Source organism: Achromobacter sp. 2789STDY5608615 (genome assembly GCF_001298995.1).
In the GTDB taxonomy this organism is placed as follows: Bacteria; Pseudomonadota; Gammaproteobacteria; order Burkholderiales; family Burkholderiaceae_B; genus Achromobacter; species Achromobacter insuavis.
On the sequence record NZ_CYTY01000001.1, the window covers coordinates 74,129 to 92,208 of the forward strand.

Below are 18,080 nucleotides of genomic sequence, written 5' to 3' on the forward strand. Positions count from 1 at the left end.
TGCGGTCGCGATACCCGGCTTTGTTTCCGATCCTGGCCGGTCCTGTCGCGCTCGCCCCGATGGCGAACCGCGGCGCGCCGGCTCCGCGTTGATCCCTACACAGGAGTTCGCCATGAGTTTTTCCGCCGCCGCCGGCAACGTCGCCCCCACCGTGATCCACACGGATGCCCAGGGGCTGGTTCACGGGGATTTCCAGCTGCCCGTGGCCGATGGATCCATCAGCGCCTATTACGCCGCCCCCGAGGGCAAGCGCGACCTGCCGGTGGTGCTGGTGGTTCAGGAGATCTTCGGGGTGCACGAGCACATCAAGGATGTCTGCCGCCGCGTGGCCAAGGCCGGTTATCTGGCCGTGGCCGCGAACCTGTACGAGCGCCAGGGTGACGCGTCGACCTATACCGATATCCCCAAGCTGATCGCCGAGATCGTCAGCAAAGTGTCCGACGAACAAGTGTTCGCCGACCTGGACGCCAGCGTGGCCTGGGCCGCGCAGCATGGCGGCGATCCGAAGCGGGTGGCGGTGACGGGGTTCTGCTGGGGCGGGCGCCTGACGTGGATGTACGCGGCGCACAACCCGGATGTGAAGGTGGGCGTGGCCTGGTACGGCAAGCTGAGCGCGGGCCACGGGCCGTTGATCAAGCGCTATGCGTTCGATGTGGTCAATGAGCTGCATGCGCCGGTGCTGGGGTTGTATGGCGCCAAGGATACGGGGATTCCGGTGTCGGATATCGAGATCATGAAGGGCAAGCTGGCGGCGGGGAACGAGCATGCCCGGCGCTCGGAGTTCGTGGTGTATCCGCAGGCGGATCATGCGTTCATGGCGGATTACCGGATGAGTTATCAGGCGGAGGCGGCCAAGGACGGGTGGGGGCGGATGCTTGAGTGGTTCAAGCGGTACCTTTGAGGGGGATTTTTCCTCTGGGCGTGATGAAGCCGCTGCGCGTTTGCGTGGCGGTTTTTTTTTGGCGATTGTTGCTTCGTAGGCCGCCCGGCGCGGGTGGCGCACGGGTGGGCGCGCCTGCGATTGCGGTCCGGAGCGTTCGCTCCGGACTTCCCCTTCGTCAACCTCGTCCGCCTTCGGCTCCCTGCGGTTTCCGCCGGGCGCATCTGACGGCGCGCCCACCCGCGCGCCACCCGCACCGGGCTACCGGTTTCGAGGCTAGGGGCGCTGCTGGACCGAGGCGGCATGCGGAGGTTGGCGGGGCCCGCCAGGGTCGGCTGCGCGGGCAGCCGGCCCTGGCATACGTGGTGTGCGGCGTCGGGGCCGGGTTCGCTGCGCGCGGATGGCGATGTGTGTTGTGCTGGTGTGCGGGTAGGGGTGACGCCCCATTGCGTGGTGCATCGTGATGCGTCGTGCACACGTTGCATGTACCGGTGTTTCCGCCTTGCGGCATTGCTGCTTCAAACCGGGGTAGCCCCCAACGGTGGCAGCCAGTGAGGGGCAGCGCGGGAACCCTCAAAAACCTCCCGCTAGGATAGCCGGCCCGCCGCCCGGCCGCCCGAAGGCGGGCCAGCCCCCTCGGGGGGCAGCAAGCGCGCGTAGCGCGCGCCGCGTGGGGGCCCTCAATTCCCCGCTTCGCGCAGGCGGCTGGGGAGGAGTTCGCCGTGGCGGGCCAGGAGGGGGTAGGCGGCGGCGCCGACGAGGTGGGAGTTGATGCCCTTCATGTCGCGCAGGATGTCGAGGTAGAGGGCGCCGACTTCGGCGGCGTCGACCTGGCCTGCCTTGATCTTCTGCAGGTGGGCGTCGGCGGCCTGGGTCTCGATGGTGCGGAAGCGCGATTTTTCGCCGGCCAGGGCGCGGGCCTGGCGCAGGTCGTCGTTGACGAAGAGGGCGGCGGCCTGGCGTTGGTTGGCGATCAGTTCGCCGAGGGTGTTATCGAGGCTGGCGCGTTGTTCGGGCGAGAAGGTCCAGCCCTGCTTGCGCAGCTTGGCGATGTGGCTGAGCAGGCCGTGGTGGGCGATGTCGCCGGCATGGCCGATGTTGCTGGTGAAGGCCAGGATGCCATCGAGGCGTTGCAGGTCCTCGCGCGTCATGTTTTCCTGGTCCAGGGTGGCCAGGTAGGTGGTGATGGCGTTTTCCAGCTTGTCAAGGGCAGCGTCGAGCTGGCGTGCCTGCACCATGCGGTGGCGGTTGTCGCGCTTGAAGCCGGCGCGGGCGTACAGCAGCAGGGTCTGCAGCATGTCGGCCATGCGCAGCGCTTCGCGCGCGGCGTTGCCCAGGGCGACGGCGGGCACGTCGTGGGCCCATTCGTCGAGGTATTGGGGACGGGCCGGGTCGTTGGGGTCGGTGCGCTTGGGCAGCCAGCGGGTCAGCAGCGCGGCGTACGGCGCCAGCAGCGGCAGGAAGGCCAGCGCGATGACGGCGTTGAAGAGGGTGTGGAAGTTGGCGACGGCGCGGGCCGGGTCGCTGGACATCTCGCTCATCAGCGGTTGCAGCCAGGGCAGCAGCACCAGGCCGGCCAGCACGCCCAGGATGCGGGTCAGCAGGTTGCCCAGCGGCAGGCGGCGCGCGGCGGGGTCGTCGCCGGTGACGCCTTCGATCATGGGGTTGATGGCGGTGCCGAGGTTGGCGCCCAGCACCAGCGCGAAGGCGACGTGCGGGGCCACCATGTGATGGCTGGCGAGCGACATGACCAGCACCACCACGGCGACGCTGGAGTGGGCGGCCCAGGTGAAGGCGGCCGACAGCAGCACGGCGGCCACCGGCTGGGTCGCCAGGGCATCCAGGATCATGCCCAGCATGGGGGCGGTCTGGAACGGCTCGAACAGTTCCACCAGCTGGTGCAGCGACAGCAGCAGCAGGCCCAGGCCGATGAAGACCCGGCCCAGGTCGCGGGTGCGGCCCGGCGGATAGCGGCGGAACATCCAGACGCCGGCCAGGATCAGGATGGGCGCCAGCGAGGTCAGGTCGAACGACAGCAGCTGGACGATCAGCGTGGTGCCGACGTTGGCGCCCAGCATGGCGGCCAGGGCCGGCACCAGGCCGACCACGCCGCCGGCGGCGAAGCCGGTGATCATCAGGCCGGTGGCGGTGCTGCTCTGCAGCGCGGCGGTGATGCCCAGGCCGGCGGCGAAGGCCCGCAAGCGGGTTCCCAGGGCGCGGCCCAGCGCGGCGCCGAGGGCGGCGCCAAAGGCGCGCTGCACGCCCGTCTGGACCATGTGGACGCCCCAGAGCAGCAGGGCGACGTAGCCGGCGAAGTCAAGCAGGGTAATGAGTCCGGACATCCTGGGGTAGTTCCATTCTTTTTATGACAAGAAATAATTCTGTAATGATCGCATGCCAAGGCGGGCGGGGAAACCCGTGGCTTGAATACAGCATACGCCCCGCGGGGCTTTGCTGCGCACGGCCGGACCTTCCGCGTATCATTGCCGGATCATTCTTGGATGCAGGGGATTTCCGGTGGCCGTTTCCGTCTTCGATCTGTTCAAAATAGGCATAGGTCCGTCGAGTTCCCATACCGTCGGCCCCATGCGGGCCGCTTTGTTGTTCGCCCAGGGCCTGGAGCGCGACGGCCTGATGCCGCGGGTGGCCAACGTGCGCGCCGAGCTCTATGGCTCGCTGGGCGCCACCGGCAAGGGCCACGGCACCGACAAGGGCGTGCTGCTGGGCCTGATGGGCGAGGCGCCCGACACGGTCGACCCGGCCGCCATCGCGGGCATGATCGCCTCGGTGCGGGCCAGCCGCCAGCTGCCGCTGCTGGGCCACTATCCGGTGCCGTTCGTGGAAAAGGAACACATGATGTTCTACCGCCGCGAAGCCATGGCCGAACACCCCAACGGCATGAAATTCCACGCCTTCGACGCCGAGGGGCAGTCGCTGCGCGAGGCCCGCTACCTGTCGGTGGGCGGCGGCTTCGTGGTGACGGCGGGCGCGTCCAACAGCCAGGTCATTGCCGCGCATGACCAGCTGCCGTACCCGTTCCGCACCGGTCGCGAGCTGTTGACCATGTGCCGCGAAAGCGGCCTGAGCGTGGCGCAGCTGATGATGAAGAACGAGCTGACCTGGCGCGATACCGGCGAGGTCGCGGGCGGGCTGGACCGCATCTGGCAGGTGATGCAGGACTGCGTCTCGCGCGGCTGCGGCATCAATTATCCGGAAGCCGACGGCGAGCTGCCGGGCCCGCTGCGGGTGCGCCGCCGCGCCCCTGAGCTGTACCGCAACCTGACCCAGCGCGCCGAGCGCACGCTGTCCGATCCGCTGTCGGTGATGGACTGGGTCAACCTGTACGCCATGGCGGTCAACGAGGAGAACGCCGCCGGCGGCCGCGTGGTGACGGCGCCCACCAACGGCGCGGCGGGCATCATCCCGGCGGTGCTGCATTATTACGATCGCTTTGTCCCTGGTTCCAACCGGGAAGGCGTGCGCGACTTCCTGCTGACCGCCGCGGCCGTGGGCCTGCTGTACAAGTACAACGCCTCGCTGTCGGGCGCCGAGGTCGGCTGCCAGGGCGAGGTCGGGGTGGCCTGTTCGATGGCGGCGGGCGGCCTGGCCGCGGCGCTGGGCGGCTCGGTCGAGCAGGTCGAGAACGCGGCCGAGATCGGCATGGAGCACAACCTGGGCCTGACCTGCGACCCGGTCGGCGGCCTGGTGCAGATTCCCTGTATCGAACGCAACGCGATGGCCTCGATCAAGGCCGTCAACGCGGCCCGCATGGCGCTGCGCGGCGACGGCCAGCACTATGTGTCGCTGGATTCGGTTATCAAGACCATGCGCGAGACCGGCGCCGACATGAAGACCAAGTACAAGGAAACGGCGCGCGGCGGCCTGGCGGTGAACATCGTCGAGTGCTGAGGCGGGTCCGCCCCAAGCAAAAAGCCCCTTGATCGCTCAAGGGGCTTTTTTCATTGCCGAACCGCCTCACGATGAAAGCGCCCCGGGGGACGCAAGCCGAAGGCGCGGCCTGGGGGCTTTTCCCAGGCCTGTGCCGGGATCAGATCACGCGGGCGTTCTGCAGCGCGGCGATGCGGGCCGGGATCGGCGGGTGCGAGGCGAACATGGCCGCCAGGCCGCCCTTGCCGGTGATGCCGGAGGCTTCGAACGACTTGGGCAGTTCGCCCGGCTCCAGGCCGCCCAGGCGGGCCAGGGCGCGGATCATGGGTTCGCGGGCGCCCATCAGGTGGGCCGAGCCGGCGTCGGCGCGGTACTCGCGCTGGCGCGAGAACCAGGCCACGATGATCGAGGCCAGGATGCCGAAAATGATCTCACAGACGATCACGGTGACCATGTAGCCCGGGCCGAGGCCGCGTTCGTTCTTGAACACCACGCGGTCGATGAAGTAGCCGACCACGCGCGCCAGGAACACCACGAAGGTGTTGACCACGCCCTGGATCAGGGTCAGCGTGATCATGTCGCCGTTGGCGATGTGGGCCACTTCGTGGGCCAGCACCGCGGCGACTTCCTCTTCGCTCATGCTTTCGAGCAGGCCGGTCGACACCGCCACCAGCGAGTCGTTCTTGAAGGCGCCGGTGGCGAACGCGTTGGGCGCGCCGTCGTAGATGGCGACTTCCGGGCGGCCGATGCCGGCGCGGTCGGCGAGCTGGTGGACGGTGTCCAGCAGCCAGGCCTCGCGCTGGTTGCGCGGCGCGTTCGGGTCCAGCACCTGGGCGCCGGTGCTCCATTTGGCCATCGGCTTGCTGATCAGCAGCGAGATGATGGCGCCGGTGAAGCCGACCACCACCGAGAAGATCAGCAGCGCCTGCAGGTTCAGGCCGTTGGCGGTCAGGTAGCGGTCTACGCCCAGGATGCGCAGCGTGGCCGACAGCACGAGCATGACGGCCAGGTTGGTAATGACGAAAAGGATGATGCGTTTCATGCTTTTTTTGTTCCTCAGCGAGCGGGACTTGTGCGGGATTGGACTGTGCCGCGGCATGGCAGTTCCCCGACTGCCGGCGCCGCTCCCGGTGACGGAGAGTATAGTATCGCTTTCCCCTATTTCCCCCTCACTTTCACCTGAGCGCAAACCCCCAAATGCAGGCACTTTGGATGTTGCTGGCGTCCGCCATGTTCGCCATCATGGGGTCGTTCGTGAAGCTGGGCACCGAGCACGGCGCGTCGTTGCCGCAAGTGGTGCTGTTCCGTGGCCTGCCGTCGGTGGTGCTGTTGCTGTTGTGGGCCCGCGCCGGGCGCCAGTCCATCGTGCCCACCAGCTGGAAGCTGCACCTGTGGCGCAACCTGTCCGGCGTCACCTCGATGTGGCTCGGTTTCTTCGCCATTTCCCACCTGCCGCTGGCCACCGCCACCAGCCTGAACTACACGGCGCCGCTGTTCATCGCCTGCTGGATGCTGGGGTGGGGCGGGGCGCAGCGCGATCCGGTGCGGATCGCCGCCGTGGCTCTCGGCTTTTTGGGCGTGATCGCCGTGTTGCGGCCCAGCATCAACGAAGACCAGTGGCTGGCCGCCCTGCTGGGCCTGGGGGCGGGCGCCATGTCGGCGATCGCCATGATGCAGATCCGCCAGCTGGGCCGCATCGGCGAGCCGGAATGGCGCACGGTGCTGTTCTTTTCGGTGGCGGTGTGCGCCTCCAGTTTCGCCGGCCTGGGCTTCGAGGGCTGGGGCCATGCCGACTGGACCGGCTACAGCTCGCTGCTGGGCGTGGGCGTGACCGGCCTGTTCGGCCAGCTGGCCATGACGCGGGCGTTCGGCCTGGGTTCGGCGCTGCTGACCGCGGCCCTGCAGTACAGCACGATCATCTTCGCGGCCCTGCTCGGCATGGGCTTCTGGGGCGATACCCTGGACGGCCTGGCCTGGGCCGGCATGGGCCTGATCATCTCGGCGGGCCTGCTGTCGGTCTGGCGCACCCTGCGCGACCCCAAGCCGGCCTGACCCCCGCGAACCCGATCCCATCAGAGGAGTTGTCCCGATGAGCATGACCCTGATTTCCGCGGCCGATCTGGCCACGCACCTGGGCGCGGCGGACGTGCGCGTGTTCGACGTGCGCCACGACCTGACCAACCACGCGGCCGGCCGCGAGGCCTACGCCGCGGGCCACATCCCCGGCGCCCGCTACCTCGACCACGAGACCGAGCTGGCCGCCCCCCGGACCGGCAAGAATGGCCGTCATCCGCTGCCCGAGCGCGGCCAGTTCGGCGCGCTGATGGCGGCGCACGGCGTCACGCCGCAAACCCTGGTGGTGGCCTATGACGCCAGCGGCGGCATGTACGCCGCGCACCTGTGGTGGATGCTGCGCTGGCTGGGCCACGACCGCGTCGCCGTGCTCGACGGCGGCTGGCAGGCCTGGCAGGCCGCCGGGCTGCCGACCTCCACCGAGGCGGCCGCGCCCGTGCGGGCCGGCGCGCCAGTGACGCCGGCCGCGCCGCGGGTCGGCAGCGTCGATGCGCAGGCGGTGCTGGACAACATTGCCCGTCCCGCCTTCATCGTGATCGACGCGCGCGCGGCCAACCGCTATCGCGGCGAGGTCGAGCCGATGGATCCGGTGGCCGGCCACATTCCGGGCGCGCTGAACCGCCCGAACGGCCAGAACCTGCAGGCCGACGGCCGCTTCAAGGACGCGGCGCAATTGCGCGAGGAATTCACCGCGCTGCTGGATGGCCGCGATCCCGCGGCCATCGTGCACCAGTGCGGCTCGGGCATCACCGCCTGCCACAACCTGCTGTCGATGGAAATCGCCGGCCTGGCGGGCTCGCGCCTCTATCCGGGCTCGTGGAGCGAGTGGTGCAGCGACCCGTCGCGGCCGGTGGCCAAGGGCGAGTGAGCGCGCGGCAAGGGCCTGGCCGAAGCCAGGCCTGACGCCGTTCGCGGTGTTACCAGACCGCCGCCAGCTTGACCCGGCCGGAGACGCTTTCGGCGATCTCCAGGAAGTGGTCCAGCGGCGGCGTGGCCAGCCCCGGCACCTTGGCCATGTCGTCCCAGCGCCTCAGGCGGATCGCATCCGGCGCGCCCGGCATGCTGGCGAAATCCACCGCCTGGCCCGCATCGAAGCTGCCCCCCTGAAGTGCCAGGCTGCGTTTCGAATCCTCCGAAAGCGTCGCTTCATACTGCGGCTCCACGTAGCAGAGGTAGCGTTTGGCCTCCACGTGCAGCCGGATCGGATCCAGCACCGCCGAACTGAACAACCCGCGCAGGAACGGCAGCACGAAATACTGATGCTTGTCGTCGATGCCGCGCAGGGTGGGCGTGTCCGGATGGTCCGCGATCAGGTGGCCCAGGTCGTGCAGCAGGCAGGCAGTGATCAATTGGGCGTTGGCGCCATGGCGTTCGGCCAGCGCCGCGGTCTGCAGCGCGTGCCGCAGGTGGCTGACGGATTCGCCATGGTAGGAACGGTGCCCGCGTTCCAGGAACAGTTGTTCGATATCCTGCAAGGTCAAGGCCATGGTTGTCTCCTGAGTGGCCGCAAGGGGAAGAGGCGGGCAGTGATCCGAGGATCATCCGGCTGCCGGCGCCATCTCCAGAAAGCGCGCGATGAGTTGCACCGGTTGGCGCTCGCGCAGGCAGTACAGGTATTCATGCATCACGACATCGGCGCCCTCGATGTCCAGGGCCGCCAGTTCGGGATGGGACGGGATCTCGCGCGACGGGATCAGGCTGATGCCGAGTTCGCACAGGATCGCCTGGCGGATCGATTCGCGGCTGCCGATCTCCAGGGTGCGGCGGACGGTCACGCCGGCCGCCTGCAATGCCTCTTCGGTCAGCTGGCGCGTCATCGAGCCCGGTTCGCGCAGCAGCAGCGCGTGGTCGGCCAGGTCGCCCAGCGCCACCTTGCCGCGCCGCGCCAGCGGGTGGTCGCGATGCGTCACCACGCGGATCGGGTCGGCCGCGATCATGCGGCGGTACAAATGCTTGTCATCCATCAGAAACGAGGACGTGGCAATCTCGATGCGATAGTCATGCAGCGCCTGCAGCATGCTCTGCGAGTTGCCGATGGCCACGGTCAGGTCGATGCCGGGGTAGAGCTGGTTGTAGCGGCGCACCGTGTCCATGATGTAGTACGGGCCGGTGGCGCCGATGCGCAGGTTGCCCTCGCGCAGGTCGCTGGCGTCGCGCAGGCGGAAATCGATCTCGGTTTCCTGCTGCACCAGCTTTTCCACCATCGGCATCAGGCTGTGCCCGGCGTCCGACAGCCGCATGCCGCGGCCCTGGCGGTGGAACAGTTCGACGCCGTAACGCGACTCCAACTGGCGCAGTTGCCCCGTCACCGTGGGCTGGCTCACGCCCAGCTGGGCGGCGGCCTTGGTGACGGTACTGCAGCGAGCCACGGCATAGAAGGACTTGAGTTCGGCGACGAGCACGGTGTAGGGGGCCTGTAAATGGACGCAATGCGCAAGACCGCCAGTACACCAAAATAATTTGATGTTTTTATTACTGCATTTGCGCGAAGTGTCATAAACACTCAATACGCGCCTTCCATACTGCCTTCGTTCCCAGACCGGAGGCCCCATGGCCCAACAGCTCCAACGCGATACCAACACTGTTCCGACGGGCGCTACGCCCCAGCCCGGAGCGCAGCGCGGGGGCTTTCTTTCGGTCAGCAATCTCGTCAAGCGCTTCGGTAGCCACACGGCGCTGTCGGATGTGTCGCTGGATATCCGCGCCGGCGAACTGGTGTGCCTGCTGGGCCCCTCGGGCTGCGGCAAGACCACGCTGCTGCGCGCCATCGCCGGGCTGGAGCGCCAGGACAGCGGCACCATTTTGTTGTCGGGCCGTGACATCTCCCACGCCGAGCCGCAGGAGCGCGACTACGGCATTCTGTTCCAGTCCTATGCGCTGTTTCCCAGCCTGACGGTGGCCCAGAACGTGGCCTACGGCCTGAGCGGCAAGCGCGCCCATCGCAAGCACGTGGCCGACCGGGTCGAGGAAATGCTGACGCTGGTGGGCCTGGCCGGCGCCTCCCATAAATATCCGGGACAGATCTCCGGTGGCCAACAGCAGCGCGTCGCCCTGGCCCGCGCCCTGGCGCCGTCGCCGTCCCTGCTGCTGCTGGACGAGCCGATGTCGGCCCTGGACGCCCGGGTGCGCGAACATCTGCGCATCGAGCTACGCGCCCTGCAGAAGCGCCTGTCCATCACCACGCTGATGGTGACGCACGATCAGGAAGAGGCCATGGTCATGGCCGACCGCATCGCCGTCATGAACGGCGGCGTCATCGAACAATTCGGCACCCCGCGCGAGCTGTATCGCCAGCCGGGTTCGGCCTTCATCGCCGATTTCGTCGGCGAGGCCAACTGGCTGCCGTTCGAGCGCATCGACGCGCACCGCGCCCGCGTCGGCCGCCAGGAACTGGCGGTGGACGAGGCGCTGGAGCGCAACGTCGGCAAGCTGTTCGTGCGGCCCGAGGCGGTGCGCGTGAGCGTGGCGCGTCCGGATCAACCCAACAGCATGCTGGCCGACGTGCTGGATGGCGTGTTCCTGGGCCGCGGCTACCGCCTGGCGCTGCGCCTGGAAGGCGTGCCCGGCGCCACCGTGCACTCGATCGTGTCCCCTGAAACCGGAGATGCCCTGCTGGGTCCTCACGCTGCCAGCCGTTGCTGGGTGGAGCTGCCGCGCCATGCGATTCGCGCCTACGCTTGATCCGGCTTCGAGCCCCGTTCCCGCCGCCATGTCCGCGCCCGCCGACACGTCTGTCGCCCCTGTCGCTCCGTCATTGGGCCGCCGGCCGCTGCCCGCCTGGGTCGGCGCCTTCGGGCTGACGCTGGGGCAGGGCGCCCTGGCGCTGGGCCTGGCGCTGTTCCTGGCCTTGCCGCTGGTGGCCATTCTGGCCAAGTCGGTCACCGACGCCAATGGCGACTGGGCCGGCCTGTCGGTGGTGCTGGGCATCATCGGCGCCGACGGCTTCCTCGGCATGGTCGGGCGCAGCCTGACGGTGGGCGTGGTCACCATGATGCTGGTGGTGCCGTGCGCCTATGCCTTCGCCTATGCCCTGACGCGCAGCCGCATTCCCGGCAAGGGCCTGCTGCGCACCATCGCGCTGCTGCCGCTGCTGGCGCCGTCGCTGCTGCCAGGTATTGCGCTGGTCTACCTGCTGGGCAACCAGGGCCTGCTGAAAGGCCTGTTCGGCGGCGCGACCATCTATGGCTTCTGGGGCATCGTGGTGGGCGAGGCGTTCTACACCTTCCCGCACGCGCTGATGATCCTGCTGACCGGCCTGACGCTGGCCGACGGCCGCCTCTATGACGCGGCGCGCGCCATGGGCGCCGGACCGCTGCGCACCTTCATGACGGTGACCCTGCCCGGCACGCGCTATGCGGTGTTCTCGGCCTGCTGCGTGGTGTTCACGCTGACCGTGACCGACTTCGGCGTGCCCAAGGTGGTGGGCGGCGACTACAACGTGCTGGCGATGGAAGCCTACAAGGCCGTGGTCGGCCAGCAGAACTTCCCCAAGGGCGCCGCCATCGGCATCCTGCTGCTGCTGCCGGCGCTGCTGACCTTCGTGCTGGACCGCCGCCTGCGGGCCCGCCAGGGCGCCCAGCTGAGCGGCCGCGCCCAGCCCTACGCGGCCGGCGCCAACCGCCGGCGCGACGCGGCCTTCCTGTTGCTGGCGGGCGCCATGGCCGGGTTCCTGCTGCTGATCATCGGCGTGGCGGTGTGGGCCTCGTTCGTGAAGATGTGGCCCTACAACCTGTCGCTGTCGCTGCGTTCGTACGACTTCGACAACATGGATGGCGGCGGCTGGCTGGCCTGGCGCAACAGCCTGGAACTGGCCTTCTGCACCGCGGTGATCGGCACGGTGGTGGTGTTCCTGGGCGCCTGGATGATGGAAAAGGTGCCGGCCCGCAGCGCCTCGTCGCGCGGCCTGCGCGGCGTGCTGGGCATGCTGGCGCTGATGCCGATGGCCGTGCCCGGCCTGGTGCTGGGCCTGGGCTACATCTTCTTCTTCAATGGCGCCGCCAATCCGCTCAACGTGCTGTACGGCACCATGCCGCTGCTGGTGCTGTGCACGGTGGTGCACTTCTACACCAGCGCGCACCTGACGGCGGCCACCGCGCTCAACGCGCTGGACCCGGAATTCGAAGCCGCCTCGGCCTCGCTCAAGGTGCCGCGCCTGACCACCTTCGTGCGCGTGACGCTGCCGATGTGCCTGCCGGCCGCGCTGGACGTCGCCCGCTACCTGTTCGTTTCCGCCATGACCACCGTGTCGGCCGTGGTGTTCCTGTACAGCCCGTCCACGGTGCTGGCCGCCGTGGCGGTGCTGAACATGGACGACGCCGGCTTCATCGGCCCCGCCGCCGCCATGTGCAGCGTGATCATGGCCAGCTCGGCGGTGGCGGCGTTGCTGCTGCACCTGGCCAGCCGCGCCCTGGTGGCGCGCAGCCAGGCCTGGCGCCGGCCCGCGGCCCTTTGATTTGAATACTCTGCAAGGAAGACCCTCATGACTGTTGCGCCTCTGCCCGTCCGCCTGGAAGCGGTGATTTTCGATTGGGCCGGCACGCTGGTCGACTTCGGTTCGTTTGCCCCGACCAAGGTGTTCGTCGACGCCTTCGCCGAGTTCGGCATGGAAGTCACGCTGGAACAGGCCCGCGGCCCGATGGGCGTGGGCAAGTGGGACCACATCCGCGCGCTGTGCGACGAACCCGCCATCGCCAAGCAATACCAGGCCCAGTTCGGCCGCCAGCCGACCGACGACGACGTCACCGCCATCTACGAGCGCTTCCTGCCGATGCAGCTGGACAAGGTGGCCCAGTACTCGGCGGCCATTCCCGGCGCGGCCGAACTGCTGCGCGCGCTGCGCCAGCGCGGCCTGAAGATCGGCTCGTGCTCCGGCTACCCCGGCAGCGTGATGCGCCGCGTGGTGGAGCGCGCCGCCAGCGAAGGCCTGGAACCCGATTGTATCGTCGCCAGCGACGACGTGCCGCGCGCCCGCCCGGCGCCGGCCATGGCGCTCAAGAACGTGGTGGAGCTGGGCCTGACGGACGTGGCCGGCTGCGTCAAGGTCGACGACACCGCCCCCGGCATCGAGGAAGGCCGCCGCGCCGGCATGTGGACCGTCGGCCTGCTGCTCTCGGGCAACGCCGCCGGCCTGACGCTGGACGAATACCTGAGCCTGGACGAGAACGGCCGCCAGGCGGCCCGCGAACGCGCCGGCCGCGAACTGTCGAGCGCCGCGCCGCATTACCTGATCGACACCGTGGCCGACCTGCCCGGCGTCATCGCCGATATCGAATCCCGCCTGGCGGCGGGACAGCGACCCTGAGGCCGCGACCGCCGACCCCGACCAACCCTTTTTTCGCAACGCACCGCGGCGGGCATCCGCCGGCCGCGGGGACCTGACTCACCCTTTTTCCGCTCACCCACGGAGTTCCTTCATGAAACGCTTCACGCTGCTTGCCCTGGCCGCCGCCTTCGCCGGCATCACCGGCGCCGCTTCCGCCGAGACCACGCTGACCGTCTACACGGCGCTGGAAGCCGACCAGATCAAGGCTTACCAGGCCGCCTTCGAGAAGGCCAACCCCGACATCAAGATCCAGTGGGTGCGCGACTCCACCGGCATCATCACCGCCAAGCTGCTGGCCGAAAAGGGCAACCCCAAGGCTGACGTGATCTGGGGCCTGGCCGGCACCTCGCTGGGCCTGATGGACAAGGAAGGCATGCTGCAGCCCTACGCCCCCAAGGGCCTGGACCAGATCGCCGCCAACATGCGCGATGCCAAGGCCGAGCCCACCTGGGTCGGCATGGACGGCTTCGCCGCCGCCATCTGCTTCAACACCGTCGAAGCCGAAAAGCAGAAGCTGCCCAAGCCCGAATCGTGGCAGGACCTGACCAAGCCGGTCTACGCCGGCAAGATCGTCATGCCGAACCCGGCCTCGTCGGGCACCGGCTTCCTGGACGTCAGCGCCTGGCTGCAGATCTTCGGTGAAGAGAAGGGCTGGGCCTACATGGACGCCCTGCACAAGAACATCGGTTCGTACACGCACTCGGGCTCCAAGCCGTGCAACATGGCCGCCGCCGGCGAATTCCCGATCGGCGTGTCGTTTGACTACCGCGCCGCCAAGCTCAAGGCCGACGGCGCGCCGGTCGAAGCCGTGTTCCCGTCGGAAGGCCTGGGCTGGGAAGTCGAAGCCACCGCCATCGTCAAGGGCACCAAGAACCTGGAAGCCGCGCGCAAGCTGGCCGACTTCTCGGCCAGCCGCGAAGCCAACGAGCTGTACAAGACCAACTTCGCGGTGCTGGCGATTCCCTCGATCGCCACGTCCAACCCCAACCTGCCGGCCGACCTGACCAAGCGCATGATCAAGAACGACTTCGTCTGGGCCGCGACCAACCGCGATCGCATCATCGCCGAGTGGACCCGCCGCTACGACGGCAAGTCCGAGCCCAAGAAGAAGTAATCGGGCCACCGCGGCGGCCACGCCGCCGCGGCAGGGGAGGCGCCCGGGCGGGCGCTTCCCGCGCAACCTCTTTGCCTCGTTTTCCAAATGAAAAAATTCGACGTAGTCGTGGTCGGCGCCGGCATGCTCGGCATCGCCCATGCCTGGGCCGCCGCCAAGCGCGGCCTGTCCGTGGCCGTGATCGAACGCAGCCGCCAGGCGCATGGCGCGACCATCCGTAATTTCGGCCAGGTGATCGTCACCGGCCAGGCCCCCGGCATGATGCTGTCGCACGCCCAGCAGGCGCGCGAGCTGTGGCTGGAACTGGCGTCCAAGGCCGGCTTCCATGTGCGCGCCAACGGCGCGCTGGTGCTGGCGCGCGATGCCGGCGAAGCCGACGTGCTGGACGAGTTCGCCCAGACCCGCCTGCGGCAGGAAGGCTATCGCGCCGAGCTGCTGTCGGGCCGCGACGTGGCCAGGCTGTACGACGGCCAGCTGGCGCACCACTGCGCCGCGCTGCACGGACAGGACGACCTGCAGATCTACTCGCGCGAAGCGCTGCCGGCCATCACCCGATACCTGGCCGAATCGCTGGGCGTCCAAATCATCACCGGCACGCTGGCGCGCGCCGTCGAGCAGGGCCAGGTCGCGACCACCGCGGGCGACTTCGCCGGCACGCACGTGTTCGTCTGCCCCGGCCACGATTACCTGACGCTGCTGCCCGAACAGTTCGCGCCGCTGAACCTGGAGGTGACGCGCCTGCAGATGCTGCGCGCGGCCTTCGAGACGCGGCCGATGGCGCTGGATCGTCCGCTCTTGACCGGCCTGTCCTGCGTGCACTACGGCGCCTTCTCGGACCTGCCGTCGGCGCTGGCGCTGCGCGACCAGATCCAGGCGCGCACGCCGATGCTGCTGGAAAACGGCATCCATCTGCTGATCAGCCCCACGCCTTATGGCGAGCTGATCATCGGCGACTCGCATCGCTATGGTCAGGATGCCTTCCCGTTCAACGACGAGGCCGTCGACAACGCCATGCTGGACCTGGCGTCGCAGGCGCTGGGCGCGCGGCTGCGCGTTCTGGAGCGCTGGCAGGGCGTCTATGGCACGCATGGACCGGCGCCGTTCTCGGTGATGCCGGTGGACGCCGCCACCACGGTGGCGGTGATGCACTCGGGCGTGGGCATGACGGTCGGGCTGGCGATCGGCGAACGCACGGTCGCCGGCGCGCTCGGCCGCTGACCGCGCGCCGCGCGGGCGGCCGCGCCAGGGCGAAAAAAAGGGCTCGCGATGGCGAGCCCTTTTTCATGCGTGTGGTGGCCTCAGAGCCGCTCCTGCATGATGCGGCGGTACCACTCGTGGAAGTGCTGCATGCCGTCTTCCATCGGCGACTGGTAGGGGCCGGTCTCGTTCACGCCGCGCAGCATCAGGGCCTTGCGGCCGGCGTCCATGCGCTCGGCGATCTCGTCGTCCTCAATCGCCGTTTCCATGTAGGCGGCGCGCTGGGCCTCGACGAATTCGCGCTCGAAGGCGGCGATTTCCTCGGGGTAGTAGAACTCGACCACGTTGACCGTTTCCTGCGGGCTCTTCGGGTACAGCGTCGACAGCACCAGCACGTGCGGATACAGCTCGATCATGTGGGTCGGGAAATACGTGACCCAGACCGCGCCGAAATCGGGCGCGTCGCCGTCGCGGAACGACAGCAGGCGGTCGTGCCATTGCTTGTAGACGTCGGAACCCGGCTGGGCCAGCGCGTTGTGCACGCCGACCTTCTGCAGGCTGTACCAGTCGTTGAACTCCCAGGTCAGGTCGTCGCAGGTGACGAAGCGGCCCAGGCCCGGATGGAACGGGCCGACGTGGTAGTCCTCGAGGTAGACCTCGATGAAGGTCTTCCAGTTGTAGTTGCACTGGTGCACTTCGACGTGGTCCAGCACGTAGTCGCCGAAGTCGAACTCGGGCCGCGCGAACAGCGGCGCCATGTCGGCGGCCGGATCGCGCGGGCCCTCGAACAGCAGGCCGTGGCAATCGCGCAGGCGGAACTTCTGCAGGTTCATGCAGGGCGTGGTGTCGAACTGCGGCGCGCCCAGCAGCTCACCCTGGTTGTTGTAGGTCCAGCGGTGCAGCGGGCAGACGATGTTGCCGCCGGTGGCCTTGAGGCTGCCGTGCGAATTGCAGTGGCCGGTCACGTCGCCGGCTTCGCCGCCCAGCATCAATGCCTGGCGGTGGCGGCAGACATTTGAGATGAGGTCAACGCCTTGCTGGTTGCGAACCAGCACGCGCCCTCCATTTTCCTGGGCCAACGTGCGCCAATCCCCGATTTCGGGCACCAGCTTCTGGTGGCCGACGTACAGCGAGGATTGCTTGAAAATGAGTTCTTGCTCGCGGGCAAAGAGGGCTTCGTCAAAGTAAGCACTGACGGGTAGCTGGGTGCGAGCTGGCACAACATGTGCCATCCGACCGATGTCGGTCATGATTCCCTCCGCTCGGATGAATATTTCCCCCAACGCCGTGCCCACTCAGTACTGCGTACGCGGTGGGCGGGCTGCCCTCAATGGGGGCCTCTTTCTTGGGGCGGCCCGGCGTTAAAAAGCCAGGACGGCTTGAGCTTCGCCACGCCCTAGCTGTTCGGAAGGGGGTGGCTAAATCCGTTCTGGCGCGAAGAAAAATCGGTGTCTGGCCGATCAAGTAAGCCGTGAATTGTACCCCAACCCTTTTCCCCCCGCCCGTGAAGATCGGTGAAGCTTAGTGAAGATCCGGCCCCGGCGGCTTGACCCCGCGCAAATCGCGATTAACCCTTCGCGCCGTAGGTTTTTCAGACCAGTCTGCGGGTGGCGGGATGGCGTCGCAACAACCAGCTGCTGGCCGCCGACAGGGCGAACACGGCCAGCGTCAGCAACGGCACGGCCCAGGCGTCGCGACGCCCGCCGCCGATGGCCCCGGCCCGCTGCGCCACGTCCAGGAACAGCGGATGGATCAGGTAGACCCCGAACGTCAGCGGCGCCAGCGAGGCCAGGCGGGGCAGGCGCGGCGACGAGACGATCCACTGGAACGCGGCCAGCGACATGAACGGCACGGTCAGGCTGAAGTAGTCGTAGAAGTAGGTGTCCAGCGTCCGCGAGCTGGACATGGCGTATACGCCCAGGGCCGTGGCCGCGACGCTGGCGCCGAGCATCAGCGCCGGACGCGGCACGCGCAGTTCGCCATCGAAGATCTGGCGGCCGGCGACGAAATAGCCCAGGTAGGGCAGGAACCAGGTCAGGAAAAAGCCGGGCTGGGCGCCGAGCGTGCGGCGGTACAGCGCATCCAGGACCGCCAGGCCCAGGATGCCCACCACCCACAGCGAACGCGAGCGCGGCGTGCTGCGCACGTACAGCAGGCGCACCAGCGGCGCGAACAGGTACAGCCCCACGATCATGTACAGATACCAGAGGTGGTAGTAGGGCTCGCCCTGGGCCACCTTGCGCGGCCAGAACGAAAAGTCGACGTGGCCGTCGTCCCACCAGTCCAGCCCCGTGCGCCAGGCCAGGTAGAAGAGGGTCCAGAACAGCAGCGGCGTGCAGATCCGCGCCACCCGCTTGCTGTAGAAGCGCCGCGCGTCCTGCGGCTTGTCGGGGTCGAGCAGCAGGGCGCCGCTGACCATCACGAACACCGGCACGCACCAGCGGGCCGCGGAGTCATACAGATTGGCGGCCAGCCAGGCGCCGTTGCCGTAGGCCGACGGGTCGCTGACGATCAGGGCGGCGCTGTGCAGCAGCACCACCGCCGCGGCGGCGAGCCAGCGGGCGGCATCCAGCCGGGCGTAGCGGTCATCGGTCAGTGGCATCGGG

15 protein-coding genes are annotated in these 18,080 nt (G+C 68.3%); 9 read left to right on the top strand and 6 right to left on the bottom strand.

Annotated features, from left to right (window positions below; all coding sequences use genetic code 11):
* Window positions 1–112: 112 nt before the first annotated feature.
* Window positions 113–901, top strand: a complete 789-nt coding sequence (locus tag AOZ49_RS00345) for a dienelactone hydrolase family protein (RefSeq protein ID WP_054429426.1) — start codon at window positions 113–115, stop codon at window positions 899–901.
* A 659-nt stretch (window positions 902–1,560) separates the two neighbouring features.
* Here AOZ49_RS00345 and AOZ49_RS00350 read toward each other — a convergent pair.
* Window positions 1,561–3,222 carry a Na/Pi cotransporter family protein gene (locus AOZ49_RS00350; RefSeq protein ID WP_054433382.1) on the bottom strand — a complete coding sequence of 554 codons (1,662 nt, stop codon included), beginning with the start codon at window positions 3,220–3,222 and terminating at the stop codon, window positions 1,561–1,563.
* 175 nt (window positions 3,223–3,397) lie between these two features.
* Here AOZ49_RS00350 and AOZ49_RS00355 point away from each other — a divergent pair, with 175 nt between their 5' ends.
* A complete protein-coding gene (locus tag AOZ49_RS00355) occupies window positions 3,398–4,789 on the top strand; it encodes an L-serine ammonia-lyase (protein WP_006393694.1) in 1,392 nt (463 codons plus the stop codon).
* 139 nt (window positions 4,790–4,928) lie between these two features.
* Here the strand turns inward: AOZ49_RS00355 and htpX are convergent, their stop codons facing one another.
* Entirely contained in the window at window positions 4,929–5,810 is an 882-nt protein-coding gene (gene htpX, locus AOZ49_RS00360; protein WP_006393695.1) for a protease HtpX, read from the bottom strand.
* Between the two features lie 155 nt (window positions 5,811–5,965).
* Between htpX and AOZ49_RS00365 the strand changes: the two genes are divergently transcribed.
* Window positions 5,966–6,820, top strand: coding sequence for a DMT family transporter (locus AOZ49_RS00365; protein WP_054433381.1), 855 nt, complete (start codon window positions 5,966–5,968; stop codon window positions 6,818–6,820).
* 37 nt (window positions 6,821–6,857) lie between these two features.
* Entirely contained in the window at window positions 6,858–7,709 is an 852-nt protein-coding gene (locus tag AOZ49_RS00370; RefSeq protein ID WP_054473907.1) for a sulfurtransferase, read from the top strand.
* A gap of 49 nt (window positions 7,710–7,758) precedes the next feature.
* Here AOZ49_RS00370 and AOZ49_RS00375 read toward each other — a convergent pair whose 3' ends face one another.
* Both AOZ49_RS00375 and AOZ49_RS00380 read right to left on the bottom strand, forming a co-directional pair.
* Window positions 7,759–8,328, bottom strand: coding sequence for a phosphonate degradation HD-domain oxygenase (locus AOZ49_RS00375; protein ID WP_054433379.1), 570 nt, complete (start codon window positions 8,326–8,328; stop codon window positions 7,759–7,761).
* Window positions 8,329–8,379: 51 nt separating this feature from the next.
* A complete protein-coding gene (locus tag AOZ49_RS00380) occupies window positions 8,380–9,243 on the bottom strand; it encodes a LysR family transcriptional regulator (protein ID WP_054473908.1) in 864 nt (287 codons plus the stop codon).
* A 148-nt stretch (window positions 9,244–9,391) separates the two neighbouring features.
* Here AOZ49_RS00380 and AOZ49_RS00385 point away from each other — a divergent pair, with 148 nt between their 5' ends.
* From AOZ49_RS00385 to AOZ49_RS00405, 5 genes are all read left to right on the top strand, one after another.
* Complete coding sequence (locus tag AOZ49_RS00385) at window positions 9,392–10,522, top strand: putative 2-aminoethylphosphonate ABC transporter ATP-binding protein (protein ID WP_054473909.1); 1,131 nt, start codon at window positions 9,392–9,394, stop codon at window positions 10,520–10,522.
* Window positions 10,523–10,550: 28 nt separating this feature from the next.
* Complete coding sequence (locus tag AOZ49_RS00390; protein WP_054473910.1) at window positions 10,551–12,293, top strand: putative 2-aminoethylphosphonate ABC transporter permease subunit; 1,743 nt, start codon at window positions 10,551–10,553, stop codon at window positions 12,291–12,293.
* A 27-nt stretch (window positions 12,294–12,320) separates the two neighbouring features.
* The gene (gene phnX / locus AOZ49_RS00395; RefSeq protein WP_054473911.1) at window positions 12,321–13,142 is read left to right on the top strand and encodes a phosphonoacetaldehyde hydrolase; all 822 of its coding nucleotides are present in this window, start codon (window positions 12,321–12,323) and stop codon (window positions 13,140–13,142) included.
* A gap of 112 nt (window positions 13,143–13,254) precedes the next feature.
* Complete coding sequence (locus AOZ49_RS00400) at window positions 13,255–14,277, top strand: putative 2-aminoethylphosphonate ABC transporter substrate-binding protein (RefSeq protein WP_054433374.1); 1,023 nt, start codon at window positions 13,255–13,257, stop codon at window positions 14,275–14,277.
* Window positions 14,278–14,364: 87 nt separating this feature from the next.
* Window positions 14,365–15,495 carry a TIGR03364 family FAD-dependent oxidoreductase gene (locus AOZ49_RS00405; protein WP_054473912.1) on the top strand — a complete coding sequence of 377 codons (1,131 nt, stop codon included), beginning with the start codon at window positions 14,365–14,367 and terminating at the stop codon, window positions 15,493–15,495.
* An 80-nt stretch (window positions 15,496–15,575) separates the two neighbouring features.
* On the opposite strand, the gene AOZ49_RS00410 is transcribed toward AOZ49_RS00405, so the two are convergent.
* Both AOZ49_RS00410 and AOZ49_RS00415 read right to left on the bottom strand, forming a co-directional pair.
* Entirely contained in the window at window positions 15,576–16,724 is a 1,149-nt protein-coding gene (locus AOZ49_RS00410; RefSeq protein WP_054433372.1) for an aromatic ring-hydroxylating oxygenase subunit alpha, read from the bottom strand.
* A gap of 341 nt (window positions 16,725–17,065) precedes the next feature.
* Window positions 17,066–18,076, bottom strand: a complete 1,011-nt coding sequence (locus AOZ49_RS00415; protein ID WP_054473913.1) for an acyltransferase — start codon at window positions 18,074–18,076, stop codon at window positions 17,066–17,068.
* Between the last annotated feature and the right edge of the window lie 4 nt (window positions 18,077–18,080).